This window comes from Intrasporangium flavum, assembly GCF_001956915.1.
Taxonomy (GTDB): domain Bacteria; phylum Actinomycetota; class Actinomycetes; order Actinomycetales; family Dermatophilaceae; genus Monashia; species Monashia flava.
In genome coordinates, this window is the sequence record NZ_MLJO01000017.1 from 24,187 (window position 1) to 40,657 (window position 16,471).

The 16,471-nt window shown below is 72.9% G+C and carries 17 protein-coding genes; 9 read left to right on the plus strand and 8 right to left on the minus strand.

Annotation, left to right across the window (positions count from 1 at the left end):
- Window positions 1–21 precede the first annotated feature (21 nt).
- The 4 genes from BIV28_RS13805 (at window position 22) to BIV28_RS13820 (ending at window position 5,004) form a co-directional block, all read left to right on the plus strand.
- Complete coding sequence (locus BIV28_RS13805; RefSeq protein ID WP_076262759.1) at window positions 22–636, plus strand: PadR family transcriptional regulator; 615 nt, start codon at window positions 22–24, stop codon at window positions 634–636.
- Window positions 633–1,361 (plus strand): ABC transporter ATP-binding protein, encoded by a 729-nt coding sequence (locus BIV28_RS13810; RefSeq protein WP_076262761.1) that lies wholly within the window; start codon window positions 633–635, stop codon window positions 1,359–1,361. The genes BIV28_RS13805 and BIV28_RS13810 overlap by 4 nt, the downstream gene beginning before the upstream one ends.
- A gap of 1 nt (window position 1,362) precedes the next feature.
- The gene (locus BIV28_RS13815; protein WP_207555988.1) at window positions 1,363–4,263 is read left to right on the plus strand and encodes an FtsX-like permease family protein; all 2,901 of its coding nucleotides are present in this window, start codon (window positions 1,363–1,365) and stop codon (window positions 4,261–4,263) included.
- A 90-nt stretch (window positions 4,264–4,353) separates the two neighbouring features.
- Window positions 4,354–5,004, plus strand: a complete 651-nt coding sequence (locus BIV28_RS13820; RefSeq protein WP_076262765.1) for a bacterial proteasome activator family protein — start codon at window positions 4,354–4,356, stop codon at window positions 5,002–5,004.
- 127 nt (window positions 5,005–5,131) lie between these two features.
- Here the strand turns inward: BIV28_RS13820 and BIV28_RS13825 are convergent, their stop codons facing one another.
- The 3 genes from BIV28_RS13825 to BIV28_RS20055 are packed head-to-tail and all read right to left on the minus strand — an operon-like array spanning window position 5,132 to window position 6,543.
- On the minus strand, window positions 5,132–5,611 hold the full coding sequence (locus BIV28_RS13825; RefSeq protein ID WP_076262767.1) for a GNAT family N-acetyltransferase: 480 nt from the start codon (window positions 5,609–5,611) through the stop codon (window positions 5,132–5,134).
- Window positions 5,612–5,636: 25 nt separating this feature from the next.
- A complete protein-coding gene (locus BIV28_RS13830; protein WP_076262769.1) occupies window positions 5,637–6,320 on the minus strand; it encodes a histidine phosphatase family protein in 684 nt (227 codons plus the stop codon).
- A 31-nt stretch (window positions 6,321–6,351) separates the two neighbouring features.
- A complete protein-coding gene (locus BIV28_RS20055) occupies window positions 6,352–6,543 on the minus strand; it encodes a hypothetical protein (protein ID WP_207555989.1) in 192 nt (63 codons plus the stop codon).
- A 165-nt stretch (window positions 6,544–6,708) separates the two neighbouring features.
- On the opposite strand from BIV28_RS20055, the gene BIV28_RS13835 reads away from it, so the two are divergent.
- Window positions 6,709–8,424, plus strand: coding sequence for a metallophosphoesterase family protein (locus BIV28_RS13835; RefSeq protein WP_242653022.1), 1,716 nt, complete (start codon window positions 6,709–6,711; stop codon window positions 8,422–8,424).
- A 30-nt stretch (window positions 8,425–8,454) separates the two neighbouring features.
- Here the strand turns inward: BIV28_RS13835 and BIV28_RS13840 are convergent, their stop codons facing one another.
- Together BIV28_RS13840 and BIV28_RS13845 are read right to left on the minus strand one after the other, a co-directional pair.
- A complete protein-coding gene (locus BIV28_RS13840; protein ID WP_076262771.1) occupies window positions 8,455–10,197 on the minus strand; it encodes an AMP-binding protein in 1,743 nt (580 codons plus the stop codon).
- A gap of 59 nt (window positions 10,198–10,256) precedes the next feature.
- Window positions 10,257–10,952: a PH domain-containing protein gene (locus BIV28_RS13845; RefSeq protein ID WP_076262773.1), complete on the minus strand. Its 696-nt coding sequence runs from the start codon at window positions 10,950–10,952 to the stop codon at window positions 10,257–10,259.
- 221 nt (window positions 10,953–11,173) lie between these two features.
- On the opposite strand from BIV28_RS13845, the gene BIV28_RS13850 reads away from it, so the two are divergent.
- Together BIV28_RS13850 and BIV28_RS13855 are read left to right on the plus strand one after the other, a co-directional pair.
- Complete coding sequence (locus tag BIV28_RS13850; RefSeq protein WP_076262775.1) at window positions 11,174–12,268, plus strand: SGNH/GDSL hydrolase family protein; 1,095 nt, start codon at window positions 11,174–11,176, stop codon at window positions 12,266–12,268.
- A 150-nt stretch (window positions 12,269–12,418) separates the two neighbouring features.
- Window positions 12,419–13,993, plus strand: coding sequence for a phytoene desaturase family protein (locus BIV28_RS13855; RefSeq protein WP_083707348.1), 1,575 nt, complete (start codon window positions 12,419–12,421; stop codon window positions 13,991–13,993).
- Window positions 13,994–14,002: 9 nt separating this feature from the next.
- On the opposite strand, the gene BIV28_RS13860 is transcribed toward BIV28_RS13855, so the two are convergent.
- Together BIV28_RS13860 and BIV28_RS13865 are read right to left on the minus strand one after the other, a co-directional pair.
- Window positions 14,003–14,590: a DNA-3-methyladenine glycosylase I gene (locus BIV28_RS13860; RefSeq protein WP_076262779.1), complete on the minus strand. Its 588-nt coding sequence runs from the start codon at window positions 14,588–14,590 to the stop codon at window positions 14,003–14,005.
- 55 nt (window positions 14,591–14,645) lie between these two features.
- Window positions 14,646–15,224 (minus strand): GNAT family N-acetyltransferase, encoded by a 579-nt coding sequence (locus tag BIV28_RS13865; RefSeq protein ID WP_076262780.1) that lies wholly within the window; start codon window positions 15,222–15,224, stop codon window positions 14,646–14,648.
- 59 nt (window positions 15,225–15,283) lie between these two features.
- Between BIV28_RS13865 and BIV28_RS13870 the strand changes: the two genes are divergently transcribed.
- Window positions 15,284–15,562, plus strand: coding sequence for a hypothetical protein (locus BIV28_RS13870; protein ID WP_076262782.1), 279 nt, complete (start codon window positions 15,284–15,286; stop codon window positions 15,560–15,562).
- Window positions 15,559–16,059, plus strand: coding sequence for a DUF4385 domain-containing protein (locus BIV28_RS13875; protein ID WP_076262784.1), 501 nt, complete (start codon window positions 15,559–15,561; stop codon window positions 16,057–16,059). Before BIV28_RS13870 ends, BIV28_RS13875 begins: the two co-directional genes overlap by 4 nt.
- A 15-nt stretch (window positions 16,060–16,074) precedes the next feature.
- Here the strand turns inward: BIV28_RS13875 and BIV28_RS13880 are convergent, their stop codons facing one another.
- The gene (locus BIV28_RS13880; protein WP_076262785.1) at window positions 16,075–16,455 is read right to left on the minus strand and encodes a VOC family protein; all 381 of its coding nucleotides are present in this window, start codon (window positions 16,453–16,455) and stop codon (window positions 16,075–16,077) included.
- Between the last annotated feature and the right edge of the window lie 16 nt (window positions 16,456–16,471).

Genomic DNA, 16,471 nt, shown 5'->3' on the forward strand with positions numbered 1-16,471 from the left:
GAGTATTCAGGGGAGGCGGAGATGTCCGTCAAGCAGGGACTGCTCGCGCTGCTCGCCGAGGAGCCGATGTACGGCGCTCGGCTGCGCAGCGAGTTCGAGGCACGCACCGGCGGCACGTGGCCGCTCAACGTCGGGCAGGTCTACACGACCCTCGCCCGGCTCGAGCGCGACGGCCTCGTCGAGGCCGTCGGCGGTGCCGACGACGAAGGCCGCATCGCCTACCGGCTCACCGACGCCGGCCGCGAGGCCACCGCGTCGTGGTGGCTGACGCCCGTCGACCGCGACTCGACGCCGCGCGACGAGCTCGTCATCAAGCTCGCACTCGCCGTCACGTCCCCCGGCGTCGACGTCCCGCGCGTCGTGCAGACCCAGCGCACCGCGACGCTGCGGCACCTGCGCGACCTCACCCGCCTCAAGAGCCGCGCGAGCGACGAGCCGGACGCCAACGACCTCGCCTGGCTCCTCGTCCTCGAGAACCTCCTCTTCGCCGCCGAGTCCGAGGTGCGCTGGCTCGACCACGTCGAGGCGACCATCACCCGGATGCCGCCGGCCACGCTCCGACGCCGGGGCGAGGCGGGTGCCGACGCGTCCGACGCACCCGACGCCTCCCCCGCCGTGGAGGGGGCCCGGTCGTGACCGCCGACGCTCCCGTCCTCGTGCTCGACGACGTCTCGCGGGTGCACGGCTCCGGCGAGACCGAGGTCGTCGCCCTGAGCCACGCCTCGCTCACCGTGGCCCGCGGCGAGCTCGTCGCCGTCATGGGCCCGTCGGGCTCCGGCAAGTCGAGCCTGCTCAACCTCTCCGGCGGCCTCGACCGCGCGACGAGCGGACGCGTCGTCGTCCAGGGCGTCGACGTCGCCTCGCTCGACGCGTCGGGCCTCGCGGCGCTGCGTCGCCGGTCCATCGGCTTCGTCTTCCAGGACCTCAACCTCATCCCGAGCCTCACCGCCGCCGAGAACATCGGCCTGCCGCTCGAGCTCGACGGGTGGTCGGTGCGTCGAGCCCGCACCCAGGCCATCGACGCGCTCGACCAGCTGAAGCTGCGTGAGCTCGCCGACCGCTACCCCGACCAGATGTCCGGCGGTCAGCAGCAGCGTGTCGCCATCGCGCGGGCACTCGTCGGCGAGCGGACGCTGGTCCTCGCCGACGAGCCCACCGGCGCCCTCGACTCGCACACCGGGGAGGGCGTCCTCAAGCTGCTGCGGCAGCGCTGCGACGCCGGTGCTGCGGGCCTGCTCGTCACCCACGAGGCACGGCACGCCGCCTGGGCGGACCGCGTCGTGTTCCTGCGCGACGGCGTCATCGTCGACGAGACCGGGTCCGCCGACAGCGCGGAGTCCCTTCTGGCAGAGGCCCGCTGAGGTGGGCGCGGCAGAAGTGGGCGGCCGCGAGGCGGGCCGCCTCGATCGCTGGCGCGCGGGCTGGCGGGTGTCGCTGCGGATGGCGCGCCGCGACGTCCGACGCCACCGTGGCCGAAGCCTGCTCGTCATCATCATGGTCGGCCTCCCGGTCCTGCTCCTCACGGCTGGCAGCACCCTCTGGTTCAGCGAGAACCTCGACACATCCGAGCGACTGCCGCTCCAGCTCGCGAGCAGCCCGGGCTACCTCGTCGACCCGACCCCTCAGGTCCTGCAGCAGCTGACCGATCCGCGGTCGTCGTGGTCCCGTGACGGCCAGGAGCCGCCGCCGGCCAAGCCCGTGCCGGGGTATGCCCCCGGCCGCGAGCAGGCCGCCCTCGAACGCCTCGTCGGGGCTCGACTGCGCGAGGTGACCCAGTCGATGGGCACGGCCCGGGTAGCGGGTCACGGGTCCCAGGTCGGTGTGCTGGGTATCGACCCTCGTGGCGCGGGAGACTGGTTCTCCCCGCGGGCGACCCTTCAGGCCGGTCGCTGGCCCACCGGGCCCGACGAGGTGGTCGTGACCGGGCTCGGAATCGCCGCGGGGCTGCCGAGCTCGGGGACGATGGAGCTGCGCGTCAGCACGGGCGGTGAGGAGTCAGCCACCTGGCGCACCGTGACCATCGTGGGGGTCGGCACGGGATATGCGTCCTGGGGCGTCGACGAGGTCCACCCCGTCGAGGTCGTCACGCTGCCGGCCGCAGGGTCCGGCGATCGTCAGTGGCTGGTCGATCGCCCGGCCGCCATCGGGTGGCCGGAGATCCAGAAGCTCAACGAGTACGGCGTCGGTGCGTACAGCAGGTACGTCGCGGAGCACCCCGAGTCCGTCACGACGGGCTTCACGTCGGGAACAGGTGACAACGAACTGGCGACGCTGTACGTCGTGGCGGCGGCCTCGTTGGGCCTGCTCCTGCTCACGTCGCTCTTGGCCGGACCTGCCTTCGCGGTCGGCGCCGCGCGGCAGCGGCACACCCTTGCCCTCGCGGCGTCGAACGGCGCGACCCGGGCACAGCTGCGCCGGACCGTCCTCGCTCAAGCGTTCGTCCTCGGCGTGGTGTCCGCCCTCAGCGGGGCCGTTCTCGGCGTTGCCGGCGCCGTTGTCGCCACGGCCGTGGTCCACCGCTTCGCCCCCGCCCACTTCTTCGGGCCGGCCCAGGTGTCGTGGCGCGCCGTCGCGATCGTCACCGTGGCGGGCATCGTCAGCTCGGTCGTGGCCGCCCTCATCCCCAGCCGAGGTCTCGGACGCATCGACATCGTCTCCGTGCTGCGCGGGCAGAGCATCTCGCCGCCGCTGCGACGTCGGGTGCCGGTCGTCGGCGCCGTGATGGCGGCCGTGGGCGTCGCGGCGGTGTCGTTCGCCTCCTTCCGTTCCGACGACCGGTACTTCTTCGTCTTCCTCGGCGGCGTACTGCTCATCGTCGTCGGCGCGCTGCTCATCGTCCCCCTCGTGCTCGCTCTCGGCGCTCGGGTCGCCCACCGGCTGCCTTTGCCGGCCCGCATGGCGGCACGGGAGTCGGGTCGGCTGCGAGGACGTGCGACGCCCACCGTCGCCGCCATCATGGGCAGCGCTGCGGTCCTCGTCACGGTCTGCGTCGGGCTCCAGGCCGACACCGAACGGGGGGCGCGTACCTACCATCCCGACATCGCCGTGGGGCAGGCCATCGTCTACGCCGGGACCACGCCGGCCGACGCCGAGGAGACGACGCGGGCCATCACGTCCGGCGACCCCTCGCTCCACGTCCTCCAGCCGCGCCGCGTGGCGCCGCCGGCGAGGGTCGGGGACGCGGTCGTTCGGCTCGCCGCGGTCCGCCCCGGCTGCTCGTTCGCCGAGACCGCGCCCGAGCTGCTCGCCGCCCAGACCCCGACTTCCACGCAGGAGCCCACGCTGCCGCGCTGCGCGACGGTCGCGACCGAGACGTCCTGGCCCGGCAGCCCGGCGCTCGTCGTCGACGTGGACGAGCTCGCCGACTTCGCCGGTCTCGATGCCACGCAGCGGTCCGCGCTCGCCGCCGGGGCCGTCGGCATGCTCGACCCTGCCGAGGCCGCTGCGCTGCCGCCCTCGCAGGCGACCGCGTTCACTGGGCTGGCCCTCGACCAGCTCCGCCCCCTCGATCTCGCGGTGTCGGACGGCAAGAGCCGGTGGTTCAGGTACTCGGTCACCTACGACGCGAATGCGACTCCCACCATCGTCACGAGGCACCCCGAAGTGGTCACCCTGCCCGTGGTCACCCTGAGCCACGCTCAGTGGCTGCGCACGGTCGTCGCCGGGTACGGCGGCCCCGGGGTGTTCCTGCCCAGACCGGTCGCAGACCGCCTCGGCATCGTGACGGGTCCCGACCAGGCACTGGTCCGCGCGGACGGTCCCATCACCCAGGAGCAGGAGGCGCGGCTGCGCGATGCAGTGCAGGCCCGGTTCGCTGAAGGGATCGTGAGGGTCGAGCGCGGCTACGAACGCGACGACACGATGATCATCACCCTCGTCATCGCCCTCATCGCCTTGATCATCCTCGTCGCGACGCTCATAGCCACGGCGCTGGGCCAGGCGGAAGCTGCGCCGCTGCTGGGCACGCTGGCCGCCGTGGGCGCCACGAAACGCACGCGGCGCGCGCTCGCGGCCTCGCAGGCCGTCTACCTCGCGCTGGTCGGTGCAGTGCTCGGCCTCCTCGTCGGACTCGCGCCAGGCGTCGCCATCTCACGCATCCTCACCGCCACCTACACCGACAGCGGCATGGACTACAGCACCGTCATCATCGACGTGCCGTGGCTGCAGGTGCTGGTGCCGGTCGTCCTGGTGCCGGTCGTGGCGGGGGCACTGGCGTGGGTGTCGATCCGCACGGCGCCGGTCGTCGTCCGCCGGACCACCTGACCGGGCCCGTCCCCCCAAGGACCGGGGCCCGCGCGAACCGACGGGGGACGCGCGGGCCCCACTCCCTGCCCGTGAGGCAGGATGGTCGGCATGAGTGACGACGCCACGACCACGGGCTCGACCACCGGCTCGACCACCGGCCAGGGCGGCACCGGCGACGAGCAGCGCGTCGTCGTCGTGACCCCCGACGGCATGGGCGTCTCTGCCACGCCGGTCGGCGACGCGTCGGACGGCTCCGGCGAGCGCCGCGGCCACGACCGCGACGAGCGCGAGCCGACCAACCCGGCCGACCTCGTCGAGGAGCCGGCCAAGGTCATGCGCATCGGGTCGATGATCAAGCAGCTGCTCGAGGAGGTGCGCAACGCCCCGCTCGACGCCGCCGGCCGCCGCCGCCTCGCCGAGATCCACCACCGCTCCATCGAGGAGCTCAAGGACGGCCTCGCCCCCGAGCTCGTCGCCGAGCTCGACCGCATCGCCCTGCCGTTCCGCGAGGACGAGCCGAGCGACGCCGAGCTGAGGATCGCCCAGGCCCAGCTCGTCGGCTGGCTCGAGGGCCTCTTCCACGGCATCCAGACCGCCCTCGTCGCCCAGCAGATGGCGGCCCAGCAGCAGCTGCAGCAGATGCGCGCCCTGCCGCCCGGGCCCGGCGCGTCCTACGGCACGCCGCCCGGACTGCGCCCGCACGACGGCTCGCTGCCGCCCGAGGCCGGCGACCCCGGTCCCACCGGCCAGTACCTCTGACCCGACTCCATTCCGTCACCGCCACAGGACGCCACGTGGCACGTTGTTGCGGTACCGGCGGCGTCTGGAGCGCAACAGGACGCCACCTGGCGCGTTGTCGCGGCACGTCGGCCACGGCCGCGGCGGCTCAGGCGTCGTCGAGGCGACGCTCGTGGCGTCGGAGCACGGGGAACGGGGCGAACGACGAGCGTGACGTGACGTCGGTGGCGACCCACCCGCGTCGGGCGTAGAACCGCACCCCACGCTCGTTCTCGTCGAAGACCCGCAGCGACGCCTCGGCGTGCCCGGCCGCCCGCAGCCGGTCGAGCAGCTCGTCGTGGGCACGCCCGGCCAGCCCGGTCCCCCACGTGTCGACGGCGGTGCCGAAGTGCAGCAGCTCGCTGCCCCGCAGGGCCCCGAACCCGCGGAGCCGACCGTCCTCGACGACGGCGTAGCACTCGACGTCGGGGCTCTCGATCTCACGGGCCCACCGCTCGCGGATCCGCTCGGTCGGGAACGGGTGCGTCTCCTGCGGGAAGAAATGCCCCATCCCGGCGACGGCCCCCTCGCGCTGCACGACGAGCAGGTCGTCGAGGTCGGCGTGGTCCAGGTCTCGCAGCAGCGGCACCCGCCGAACCTAGCCCACCGACGCGTCAGAGCCAGGAGGAGCGCTCGCGCTCGGTCGGGTTGACCGACGGGTCCCACTGGCGGAAGGGGCGCTGCAGGCGATAGCGGAAGTCCGGCTGGCGCTCGAGGACGACGGCCTCGGCGTTGCCGGGGTTCTCGAGCGACTCGAAGTACTCGACGCTCCAGTGGAACCAGCGCATGCAGAACAGGCGCATCGTCAGGCCGTGGGTCACGATGACGACCTCGCCCGGCGCGTGCTGGGTCTCGAAGTTGCGGAACATCGACTCGAGGAAGGTCGAGACCCGGTCGTAGACGTCCGAGCCGGACTCCCCGTGGCTGAAACGGTAGTAGAAGTGGCCGTAACGGTCGCGCACCGCCTTCTGCTCGGCGATGTCGGCGGGGTCCTGGAAGTTGGCCCAGTCCTGCTCTCGCAGACGGGGTTCCACGCGCACGTCCCGGTCGTCGACGGGCAGGGCCATCGCCTCGAGCGTCTGGCGGGTGCGCAGGTACGGCGACACGTACACGTCGACACGGTCGCCGTCGATGATCTGGCGGACGGCGGCGCCGGTCGCCTGGGCCTGCTCGATCCCCTTGGCGGTCAAGCCGATTCGGTGGTCGGGCACCGTCTCGTAGATCGTGTCGTCGACGTTGGCGAGGGACTCGCCGTGACGCACGAGGATGATCCGGTTCGGCCGGTGCTCGACACCCACGCCCCCACCCTAGGGCGGTCGCGGTGGCGCATCACGGACGCGGGCGCCCCCGCGCGGCCCAGGGAGCGACGAGCAGGAGCAGCCAGGCGAACCCCACGACGAAGCTGCCGACGAGGACGGCGACCCCGGCGCCACCGCCGAACACCCGCTGCCCGAAGAGGAGCAGCAGGACGTAGGCGGCGAGCAGGACCACGACGACGTGGCGGCGACGAGCTGGACCCATGGCTCCTCCCTTCTGCCCCGATAGCAGCAGACGCAGGTGAACGCGCGGTGCCGGCACGGTGTCGGCGCGTCGGAGTCCAGCCGGACACTGCGCAGCACCAACGCCGCTCGCGCCGGCCGCGGGCAGGTCACCGGACCGGACGCGTCGGGCAGTTAGGGTGAAACGGTGCGACGCGTGCGGGACCTCGTGCGGGATCTCCGGTCCGGCGACAACCCCTGGTTGCGCCGGGGCTCGCACGTGCTCAAGTGGCTCGCCGTCCTCGCGGCCTGCTACCTCGGCGGCGTGGCCGCCACGAACCTCGCGCCGACCGTCGCCGAGACCTCGCAGTACCGGGCCGTCCTGCGCCTCGACCCGATCCCGCGGCACACCCCCGTCCTGCACTCCCCCACGATCATCGGCGACGTCGACGTCGCCTTCGCCTCGCCGCTCATCGCGCCCGGGCTCGACGTGCAGGTCGCGGTGCGCGAGGAGATCACCAACCTCTTCACCCGGCCCAACGTCGACATCCGCTCGCTGCAGCCGTCCGGCGAGGAGATCTCCTCGGCGATCACCCAGGCCGCGGTCGGCGTCGGCATCCGCTTCCTCCTCGGGGCGCTCGCGATCGCGGTGCTCCTCTCCTTCGCGTCGCACTACATCCGCCAGCGCAACACCCGCCGCCACCACGTCGCGTTCGTCGCCTCGGCGATGGTCGTCGCGCTCGTCGGCACCTTCGGCGGCATCGCCCTGACCTACCAGCCGACACGGTTCGCCGAGTACCGCACCACCGGCGTCCTCGGCGTCGTGCAGCGCAACGCCGGGCTGCTCGCCGACGTCGAGGCCCGCGCCGCGCAGGTGACCCCCTACTTCCGCAACCTGCTCGCCGTCACCCAGGCGCTGCAGCAGAAGTACGTCCAGGGCAGCGTCAACGAGCCGGTGTCGGCGCGCATCCTGCTCGTGTCCGACATCCACGGCGCCAACCAGTACGCCCTCATGAAGACGATCGTCGAGGAGGAGGGGATCGACGCCGTCGTCGACAGCGGCGACCTCATCAACTTCGGGCGCGTGCAGGAGGCCGAGGCGGCCGGGATCTTCCGCTCGATCCAGGGCCTCGGCGTGCCGTACGTCTTCGTCAGCGGCAACCACGACCAGTCCTCCCCGACCGACCGGGCCCTCGTGGCCCGGCTGGGTCGCATCCCCAACGTCGTGCTCCTCGAGGACGCCAAGGGCGACCTCCGCGAGCTGTCCTTCCACGGCCTGCGCATCACCGGCTTCAACGACCCGCGCTACTTCGGCGACGACAACGAGGACCCCGTCGCCAAGGAGAAGCCGGCCGTCGACCGCTACAACGCGACGATGGCGGACCAGCCCGAGCCCGACGTCGTCGTCGCGCACGAGCCGTACGCCACGCAGGGCATCGACAAGGGCCGCATCCTCGTCAACGGGCACATGCACACCCCGAAGCTCGACGGCAACCGCATCCAGGTCGGCACCTTCACCGGCGGCGGGGTCGTGGCGCACTACGCCGAGGGCCAGGGCGAGGAGCTCAACGGCCAGCCCTACGCCTTCGACATCCTCGCCTTCGGCAACGCGTGCGAGCTCAACTCGCTGACCCGCTACACCTTCCGCAACCTGCTCGAGGGCCGGCCCGCCTACGACAGCGTCGAGGTCATCAGCGGCAGCCGGATCGACTCCTACGAGCCGGACAAGACGACGTCCCAGCCGGGCGAGACCGCCCCGGCCAAGCGCACGTGCGGACGCGTCGACGACACGACGCTGCGCACGCTGCCGGCGCCCGCTCCCGAGGGCGCCGGGGCGACGACCGCCCCGGGCGGGTCGACCGCGCCGGCCACGCCGACGCCGACGACCTCCACCGTGACCCTCCCGCCGCAGCTCATCCCGTGACGGTCGCTCCCGGCGGTCACTCCCTGGCGCTCAGCCCCTGAGGTCGGGGAACTGGTCGTCGCGCCACTCGTTCTCGGGCTGCGCCGCGCCCGATGCGTCGAGGTCGTTCTCGCGCCCCCGCAGCTCGACGCGGCGGATCTTGCCCGAGATCGTCTTGGGCAGCTCGTAGAACTCGATGCGCCGCACCCGCTGCCACGGCGCGAGCTTCGCGCGGGCGTGGGCCAGGATCGAGCGCGCCGTGTCGGCGCCCGGCTCGTGGCCCGGCGCGAGCGCGACGTAGGCCTTGGGCACGGCGAGGCGCACGGGGTCCGGGGCGGGCACGACGGCGGCCTCGGCGACGGCCGGGTGCTCGATGAGGACCGACTCGACCTCGAACGGGCTGATCTTGTAGTCGCTGGCCTTGAAGACGTCGTCGGTGCGCCCGACGAAGGAGATGTAGCCCTCGGCGTCGACCGAGGCGACGTCGCCCGTGTGGTAGAAACCGCCGGCCATCGCCTCGGCGTTGCGGGTCTCGTCGCCCTGGTAGCCGGTCATGAGCGGAACCGGCCGCTGCGACAGGTCGAGGCAGATCTCGCCCTCGCGGTTGCCGTCCGGATCGGCCTGCGTGACAGGCTCGTTCGTCACCGGGTCGACGACCACGACCGGGTAGCCGGGCAGCGGCCGGCCCATCGATCCCGGCTTGACCACGGACCCTGGGGTGTTGCCCACCGACAGCGTCATCTCGGTCTGGCCGTAGCCGTCGCGGATCGTCAGGCCCCACGCCTTCTCGACCTGAGCGATGACCTCGGGGTTGAGCGGCTCGCCGGCGCCGATGACCTCGCGCAGCGCGCCGGGACCGCCCGTCAGGTCGCTCTTGATGAGCATCCGCCACACGGTCGGCGGGGCGCACATCGAGGTCACCGCGTGCTCGCGCAGCACGCGCAGCAGGGCCGCGGCGTCGAAGCGGGCGTAGTTGTACACGAAGATCGTCGCCTCGGCGATCCACGGCGCGAAGAACGAGGACCACGCGTGCTTGGCCCATCCCGGGCTGCTGATGTTGAGGTGGACGTCGCCGGGCCGCAGGCCGATCCAGTACGTCGTCGTGAGGTGGCCGACCGGGTAGGAGCGCTGGGTGTGCTCGACGAGCTTGGGCCGGCTCGTCGTGCCCGAGGTGAAGTAGAGCAGGAGCCGGTCCTCGGGGCCGGTGCCCGGGTGCGGTGCCGGTGCGGCGTCGGACGCGTGGGCCTCGGCGTAGGCGTGCCAGCCCCCGAGCGTGCCTCCGGCCGGGTCGGCGCCGACGGCGACCCGCACGTAGTCGCCGGGCAGGTCGTCGAGCTTGTGCACCTCCGACGCGTTCGTCACGACGGCACGCGCCGCGACCCGCTCCATGCGGTCGGCGAGGTCGCCGGGCCCGACGGCCGTGGTGGTCGGCACGATGACGGCGCCGAGCTTCATGACGCCGAGCATCGTCTCCCACAGCTCGACCTGGTTTCCGAGCATGAGCACGACCGAGTCGCCCCGCCCGATGCCGAGTGAGCCGAGCCACGCCGCGACCCGGTCCGACCGCCTGGCCATCTCGTCGAAGCTGACGGTGGCCGACGACTCGTCCTCCTCGACGATCGTCAGAGCCGGCTTGTCGTTGCCGCGGGCGATGGCGTCGAACCAGTCGACGGCCCAGCTGAACCGGTCACCGAGCTCGGGCCAGGCGAACTCCGCCACGGCGCGGGCGTGGTCACCCCGCAGGTCGAGCAGCTGGTCGCGGGAGGCGCGGTAGGCGTCGGTCGGGTTCGTCATGGGACCGACTGTGCCACGCGGACGCCCGCTCCAGAAGAGTCTGCCGCCGGCGCTCCGCGTCAGTACGTGTCGTCGCCGGCCGTACCGGGGCGGCGGCGCTCCTCGGCCAGCGGCGGGCGGTCACGCGGGTCGCGGCGACCCTGGCGGATGACCGTCGTGTCGTCGACCGAGCCCGCCCCGCGCTCGCGGGCGTCGTCATAGCCGGCGTCGTCGTAGCCGGCGTCGTAGGCGTCGGCGACCTCGCCCCGGCCGTGGGCTCGGCGTCGGAGGTCGTCCTCGTCGATGAGGCGGTTGATGAGCTGCTGCACCTCGTTGCTGCGCGGGATGTAGCGGAGGTTCTCGTCGGGGCTGTCGCCGGCGGACTCGATGTGCAGCGAGCCGGAGCGGATGAGCCGGTCGAGAAGGGTCTGCTCGAAGCTGACGTCGGTGATCTTCGACAGGGTGATGTCCTTGCCGGTCTTGGTGAGGATGCCGCGACGCACCATGACCCGGTGCGAGGTGATGACGTAGCGCGTCGTGCGCCAACGCAGGTAGGGCGTGACCACGAACGCGACCGCCACGACGACGAGGACCGCGACGGCGATCCACTGGATCGTGTTGCCGGTGCTGTCGTTCGGGGTCCAGACCACGGCGAGCACGCACACGGCCACGACGACGAGCCCGACGAGCGTCGGACCGACGACGGTCAGCCAGTGCGGGTGCAGGTCGCGCTCGACCCGCTCGCCCCGGGCGAGGACGTTCTCGGGGAAGCCCATCGGTACTCCTGTGGTCACGGTCGCCGTCAACGGTGCGCAGCAACCCCTGTCGTCAGCGTAGGCGCTCGACGCCGGAGCGGCCCGCGACACTTCGGCTCGCGGCCCGGACCGGGTGGCCCTACCGTCCGGTATGGACGTGTGATCAGGGGCACACACGACGTGCCGGAGGACCTGTCGACGCCCGCGCTCTTCCCAGTGATCGATCCACGAAGGAGTGTGTCGTGAGTACCAGGTCTTCCCTCGGTCGCCGCCTCGCCGGTGCCGGAGCCATCGCCCTGACCGCAGCAGCCACCGCCCTCGCGCTGGGCGCCCCCGCGTCGGCCGCCGGAGCGAGCTACGTCGCCCTCGGCGACTCCTACTCGTCGGGCACCGGCACGCGCACGTACATCAGCGACGGCACCTCGTGCCAGCGCTCGGTGTACGCCTACCCCTCGCTCGACGCGTCGAGCCTCGGGCTCGCCCTGACCTTCCGGGCGTGCTCGGGCGCGACGGTCGCGGACGTGACCAACACCCAGCTGTCGGCGCTGTCGAGCAGCACCGCCTACGTGACGATCTCGGTCGGCGGCAACGACGCCGGGTTCGCCGACGTGCTCACCGAGTGCGCCCAGCCGGGCTGGATGAGCGACTGCAACGGCGCCATCGACGGCGCCCAGAGCATCATCAACAACACCCTGCCGGGGCGGCTCACGACGCTCTACACCTCGATCCGGTCCAAGGCCCCGAACGCCAAGGTCATCGTCGTCGGCTACCCGCGCATCTTCAACGGCGAGGACTGCAACGCCTTCACGTGGTTCAGCCCGACCGAGGAGAGCCGCCTCAACGCCACGGCCGACCTGCTGAACAGCAAGACGTCCTCGATCGCCGGGTCGAAGGGCTTCACCTTCGTCAACCCGACCTCGAAGTTCGTCGGGCACGCGGTGTGCGACAGCACCGAGTGGCTCAACGGCCTGTCCAACCCCATCACCGAGAGCTACCACCCGAACGTCGCCGGGCACCGCGACGGCTACGCGGTCCTGACGAAGCCGGCCTTCGGCCTCGCCGTACGGCTGTCGCCGGCGGCGGCGCTCGCCCAGGCCGAGGCGTCGGGACCCGCACTGGCCCGCGGCGCAGCCCGGTACGCGTCGGTCGACCGCACCATCACGCCCGAGCGCTTCAGCGCCCCCGACCTGACCTCGGCCAGGGCGCGTGCCGCGGCCGCCCGCGCCGGGGTCGACCTGTCGAGCCGCGCGAGCATCGACGCCGCCGACCGGGCCTGGAGCGCCCGCCAAGCCGCCGCCCACGCCCGGGCGACCTCGGGTTCCACCACGACACGCTGACCCCAGGCCACCCGCAACACACCGAGTAGCTGCCAACCCCTACTGGATATTCCAGTGGGGGTTGGCGATTTCTCGGTGTGTTGCGGGTCGGGTGCCTGACCCGTCGCGGGACCTGTTGCCCGACCACGGGCGGTGGCTAGGGTGGCGCGCGTGCACTACGACGACATCGTCATCGGGGCCGGCCACAACGGCCTGACCGCCGCCGCCTACCTCGCCCGCGCGGGCCGACGGGTCCTCGTGCTCGAGAAGGGTGAGCACGTCGGCGGGGCCGCGGTGTCGGCCCGCGCGTTCCCCGGCGTCGACGCCCGCCTGTCGCGCTACTCCTACCTCGTCTCGCTGCTGCCGCGGCAGGTGCTCACCGACCTCGACCTCGACCTGCGCCTCATCCGGCGCCGGTACTCCTCGTACACGCCGGTGCCCGCCGACCCGGCCCGCGGCCTGCTCGTCGACCACGGCGACGCCGACGCCACCCGGACCGCGTTCCGCGCGCTGACCGGCGGCGAGGACGCGTACGCCGGCTGGACCGACTTCTACGGCCGGATGGCGACGCTCGCCGAGAAGGTCTTCCCGACCGTCCTGCACCCGCTTCGCTCGCGCGATGACGTGCGCGCCCTCTCCGGCGACCCCGAGCTCTTCGACGCGCTCACGACCCGCCCGGTCGGCGAGCTCGTCGAGGCAGTGACCGATGACGACACCCTGCGCGGCATCATCGCCACCGACGCCCTCATCGGCACCTTCGCCTCGATGCGGGGCGAGGACCTGCGCCAGAACGTCTGCTTCCTCTACCACCTCATCGGCGGCGGGACCGGCGACTGGGACGTGCCGGTGGGCGGCATGGGCGCGCTGACCGACGCGCTGGCCCGGGCTGCCGTCGACGCCGGCGCGACGATCGTCAACGGCGCCGAGGTCACGGCCGTCGACCCGTCCACGGGTGAGGTCACCTGGGCGGGCGGCAGCGGCATCGACGCCGGCAGCGCGGGCGGCAGCGCCCGGGCCACGACGCTGCTCGCTGCGTGCGCGCCGACGGTCCTCAACCGGGCCCTCGCCGCGACCGGCGCCGAGCCGGTGCCCACCGAGGACGACGTCGAGGGCGCCCAGCTCAAGGTCAACATGCTCCTGACGCGCCTGCCGCGGCTGCGCGAACCGGGCGCCGACCCGCGTGCGGCGTTCGCCGGCACCTTCCACATCAACGAGGGCTACCGCCAGCTCGAGGACGCGTGGGCCGCGGCCGCCGCGGGGCGCGTCCCCGACCTGCCGCCGTGCGAGATCTACTGCCACACGCTCAGCGACCGCTCGATCCTCGGGCCCGAGCTCGCGGCGTCCGACGCGCAGACCCTGACCCTCTTCGGCCTTCACCTGCCGGCCCGGCTCTTCCGCGAGGACAACGAGGCGGCGACGAAGGCGGCCCTCGAAGCGACCCTGCGCTCGCTCGACTCGGTGCTCGCCGAGCCCATCGAGGACGTGCTCATGCGCGACGGCGACGGCAACCCGTGCCTCGAGGTCAAGAGCCCCGTCGACCTCGAGCAGTCCGTCGGCCTGCCGGGCGGCAACATCTTCCACCGCTCGCTGCAGTGGCCGTGGGCCGAGCAGCAGTCCGAGGTGGGCACGTGGGGTGTCGAGACGCCGCACGCGTCGCTGCTGCTCGCCGGTGCCGGCGCCCGACGCGGCGGCGGCGTCAGCGGCATCCCGGGCCACAACGCCGCCCGGGCCGTGCTCGAGGGCTGACGAGCGGCGTCAGGCGGGCCAGACGCCGCTGCTGCCGCGCCGGTGGCTGGTGACGAGGTGCGTGTCGACGATGCCGACGGCCTCCATGAGGGCGTACATCGTGGTCGGCCCCACGAAGGCGAAACCCTTCTTGCGCAAGGCTTTCGACAGCGCCTTGCTCTCGTCGGAGACGGTCGGCACCTCGGAGTGGTCGCTGGGTCGGGGCGTGTCAGTGGGCTGGAACGACCAGACGAAGTCGACGAGGCCACCCTCCTCGCGCAGCGCGATGGTGGCCCGCGCGTTGGAGATCGCGGCCTGGATCTTGCCGCGGTGGCGGATGATGCCGGCGTCGCCGAGGAGGCGCTCGACGTCGGCCTCGGTGTAGGCGGCCACGACGTCGGGGTCGAAGTCGGCGAAGACCTCGCGGAACCGGGGCCGCTTGCGCAGGATCGTGGCCCACGACAGCCCGGATTGGAACCCCTCGAGGCAGATCCGCTCGTAGAGCCCCCGCTCGTCGCGGACCGGCATGCCCCACTCGGTGTCGTAGTACTCCATGAGCATGGGGTCGGACGCGGCCCACACCGGGCGCACCAGACCGTCAGTTCCGACGACCGTCATGGCGCCGACCCTACGACGCCCCGGCGACAGCCCGACGCGCCGGCCGGACGCGCGCTCAGGTGAGGTCGCGCCGCATGACGACGCGCGGGAACCCACCCGAGATCGAGTCGGTGTCGGCGGCCTTGGTGAACCCGGCGCGCTCGAAGAGGCCGCGCGTGCCGACGTAGGCCATGGTCTGGTCGACCTTCTGCCCGTGGTTGTCGACCGGGTAGCCCTCGACGGCGGGCGCGCCGTGCTCCCGGGCGTAGGCCACCGCGCCCTCGAGCAGCGGCAGCGAGATGCCGCGCCTGCGGTGACCGGACCGCACCCGGATGCACCACGCCGACCACACGGGCAGGTCGTCGACGTGCGGGATGAGGCGCGAGCGTTCGAACGGCAGCTCGGCCCGTGGGGCGATCGCCGCCCACCCGACGACCGTGTCGCCGTCGTAGGCGAGGACGCCGGGGGCGACATCACGCCCGCAGAGGTCGCGCACGTACTCGCCGCGGGCCGCCCCCAACAGCGACCGGCTCTGCTTCGACGGGAGGCGGTGGCTCAGGCACCAGCAGACGGTCGAGTCCGGGTTCTTCGGCCCGAGCATTGTCGCGACGTCGTCGAACCGGTCGGCGGTGGCGGGCCGCACCTCGAAGGTCATGCCGGCAACCTAGCCCGCACCACCGACGCTCGGACCGGTGTCGGCGCTACGGTGCTGGCATGTCGCTCCGTGTCCGGGTCGCCGCCGTGGCCGTCGTCGCCCTCGCGCTCCTCGTCGCTGCCGCGGTCGCGTGGTCGCAGTCGGGGCCTGCGGTCTACGGGTGGTTCGCCTACGCCCCGCTCGCCGACCAGGCGGTCGTGCCGGACGTCTCGATGCTGACCCCGAGGATGCAGGTGGCGCTCGGCCTCGCCGCAGGCGGGCTCGTGCTCCTCGCCGGGCTGATCGGCTTCGGGCTCGGCCGCCGCGGAAGGCCGGCGCGGGGTACGTCCGAGGCGTGAGCCCACCGCCGGACCCGTACGAGGGTGTCGACCTCGAGCACCTCGACCTGCGCGCCCACCCGGAGCAGTACCGCGTCGGCCGCGGCGAGCAGGGCGTGCTGCGGGTCCCGCCGTACAAGGACGAGCTGCTGCCGCTGTGGCGGTTCCGCACGCCCGAGCTCGCGCGCGAGAGCGCTGCGGCCATCCGGGCGCGGTTCGAGGCCTACCTCGCCGACGGCGACCTCGTGGGGGCCGACGTCGCGCGCAAGTTCCTCCAGATGGGCCACACCCGGGCGCGTCGGTACGCCAACCACCCCGGTGGCCGGAAGTACGACGGTCCGGTGCCGGAGGACCGACGCGGCAGCAGCGGGGCCCACGGCCGGCGCGAGCTGCCCCGCGGCCCCGAGGACCCCGACAAGGTCGAGGCCGCCCGCATCTTCAAGGACGCGTGGGACGCCGTCGAGCAGGTGGAGGCCTACACGTCGTGGCGGGCCGAGCACCGACGCCGCTTCGGCTGAGCGGCGCGAGTGGCCTCAGTCGGGGCGCACCGCGCTGAGGCAGAACGGGTGGCCGACGGGGTCGAGCATGACGCGCCACTGGTCGGGCGCGGCCTGGTGCTCGGCCTCGCGTGCGCCGATCTCGAGCGCGGCGGCGACGCACGCGTCGAGGTCATCGGCCGCGAGGTCGAGGTGCATCTGCTGGCGCTGCGGGCCGTGCGGCCACTGCGGCGCCTCGTACGCGTCGACGCGCATCAGCGTCAGCATCGGCCCGGCGCCGGACAGGCACACCACGCCGCGGTCGGGCGTCGCGAATGCCTCCTCGAGACCGAGCAGCGCCCGGTAGAACGGCGCGAGCGCGTCGGGGTCGGGGCAGTCGATCGAGATGGATGCGAGCGGGGCGACACGGGCAGTCATGGTCACCGACCCTAGG

Bases quoted from the DNA above. Each gene is read 5' to 3' on its own strand.
- BIV28_RS13805 (WP_076262759.1), top strand. From the start codon at position 22: ATGTCCGTCAAGCAGGGACTGCTCGCGCTGCTCGCCGAGGAGCCGATG.
- BIV28_RS13820 (WP_076262765.1), top strand. From the start codon at position 4,354: ATGAGTGACGACGCCACGACCACGGGCTCGACCACCGGCTCGACCACC.
- BIV28_RS20055 (WP_207555989.1), bottom strand. From the start codon at position 6,543: ATGGGTCCAGCTCGTCGCCGCCACGTCGTCGTGGTCCTGCTCGCCGCC.
- BIV28_RS13840 (WP_076262771.1), bottom strand. From the start codon at position 10,197: ATGACGAACCCGACCGACGCCTACCGCGCCTCCCGCGACCAGCTGCTC.
- BIV28_RS13845 (WP_076262773.1), bottom strand. From the start codon at position 10,952: ATGGGCTTCCCCGAGAACGTCCTCGCCCGGGGCGAGCGGGTCGAGCGC.
- BIV28_RS13860 (WP_076262779.1), bottom strand. From the start codon at position 14,590: ATGACGGTCGTCGGAACTGACGGTCTGGTGCGCCCGGTGTGGGCCGCG.
- BIV28_RS13865 (WP_076262780.1), bottom strand. From the start codon at position 15,224: ATGACCTTCGAGGTGCGGCCCGCCACCGCCGACCGGTTCGACGACGTC.
- BIV28_RS13870 (WP_076262782.1), top strand. From the start codon at position 15,284: ATGTCGCTCCGTGTCCGGGTCGCCGCCGTGGCCGTCGTCGCCCTCGCG.
- BIV28_RS13880 (WP_076262785.1), bottom strand. From the start codon at position 16,455: ATGACTGCCCGTGTCGCCCCGCTCGCATCCATCTCGATCGACTGCCCC.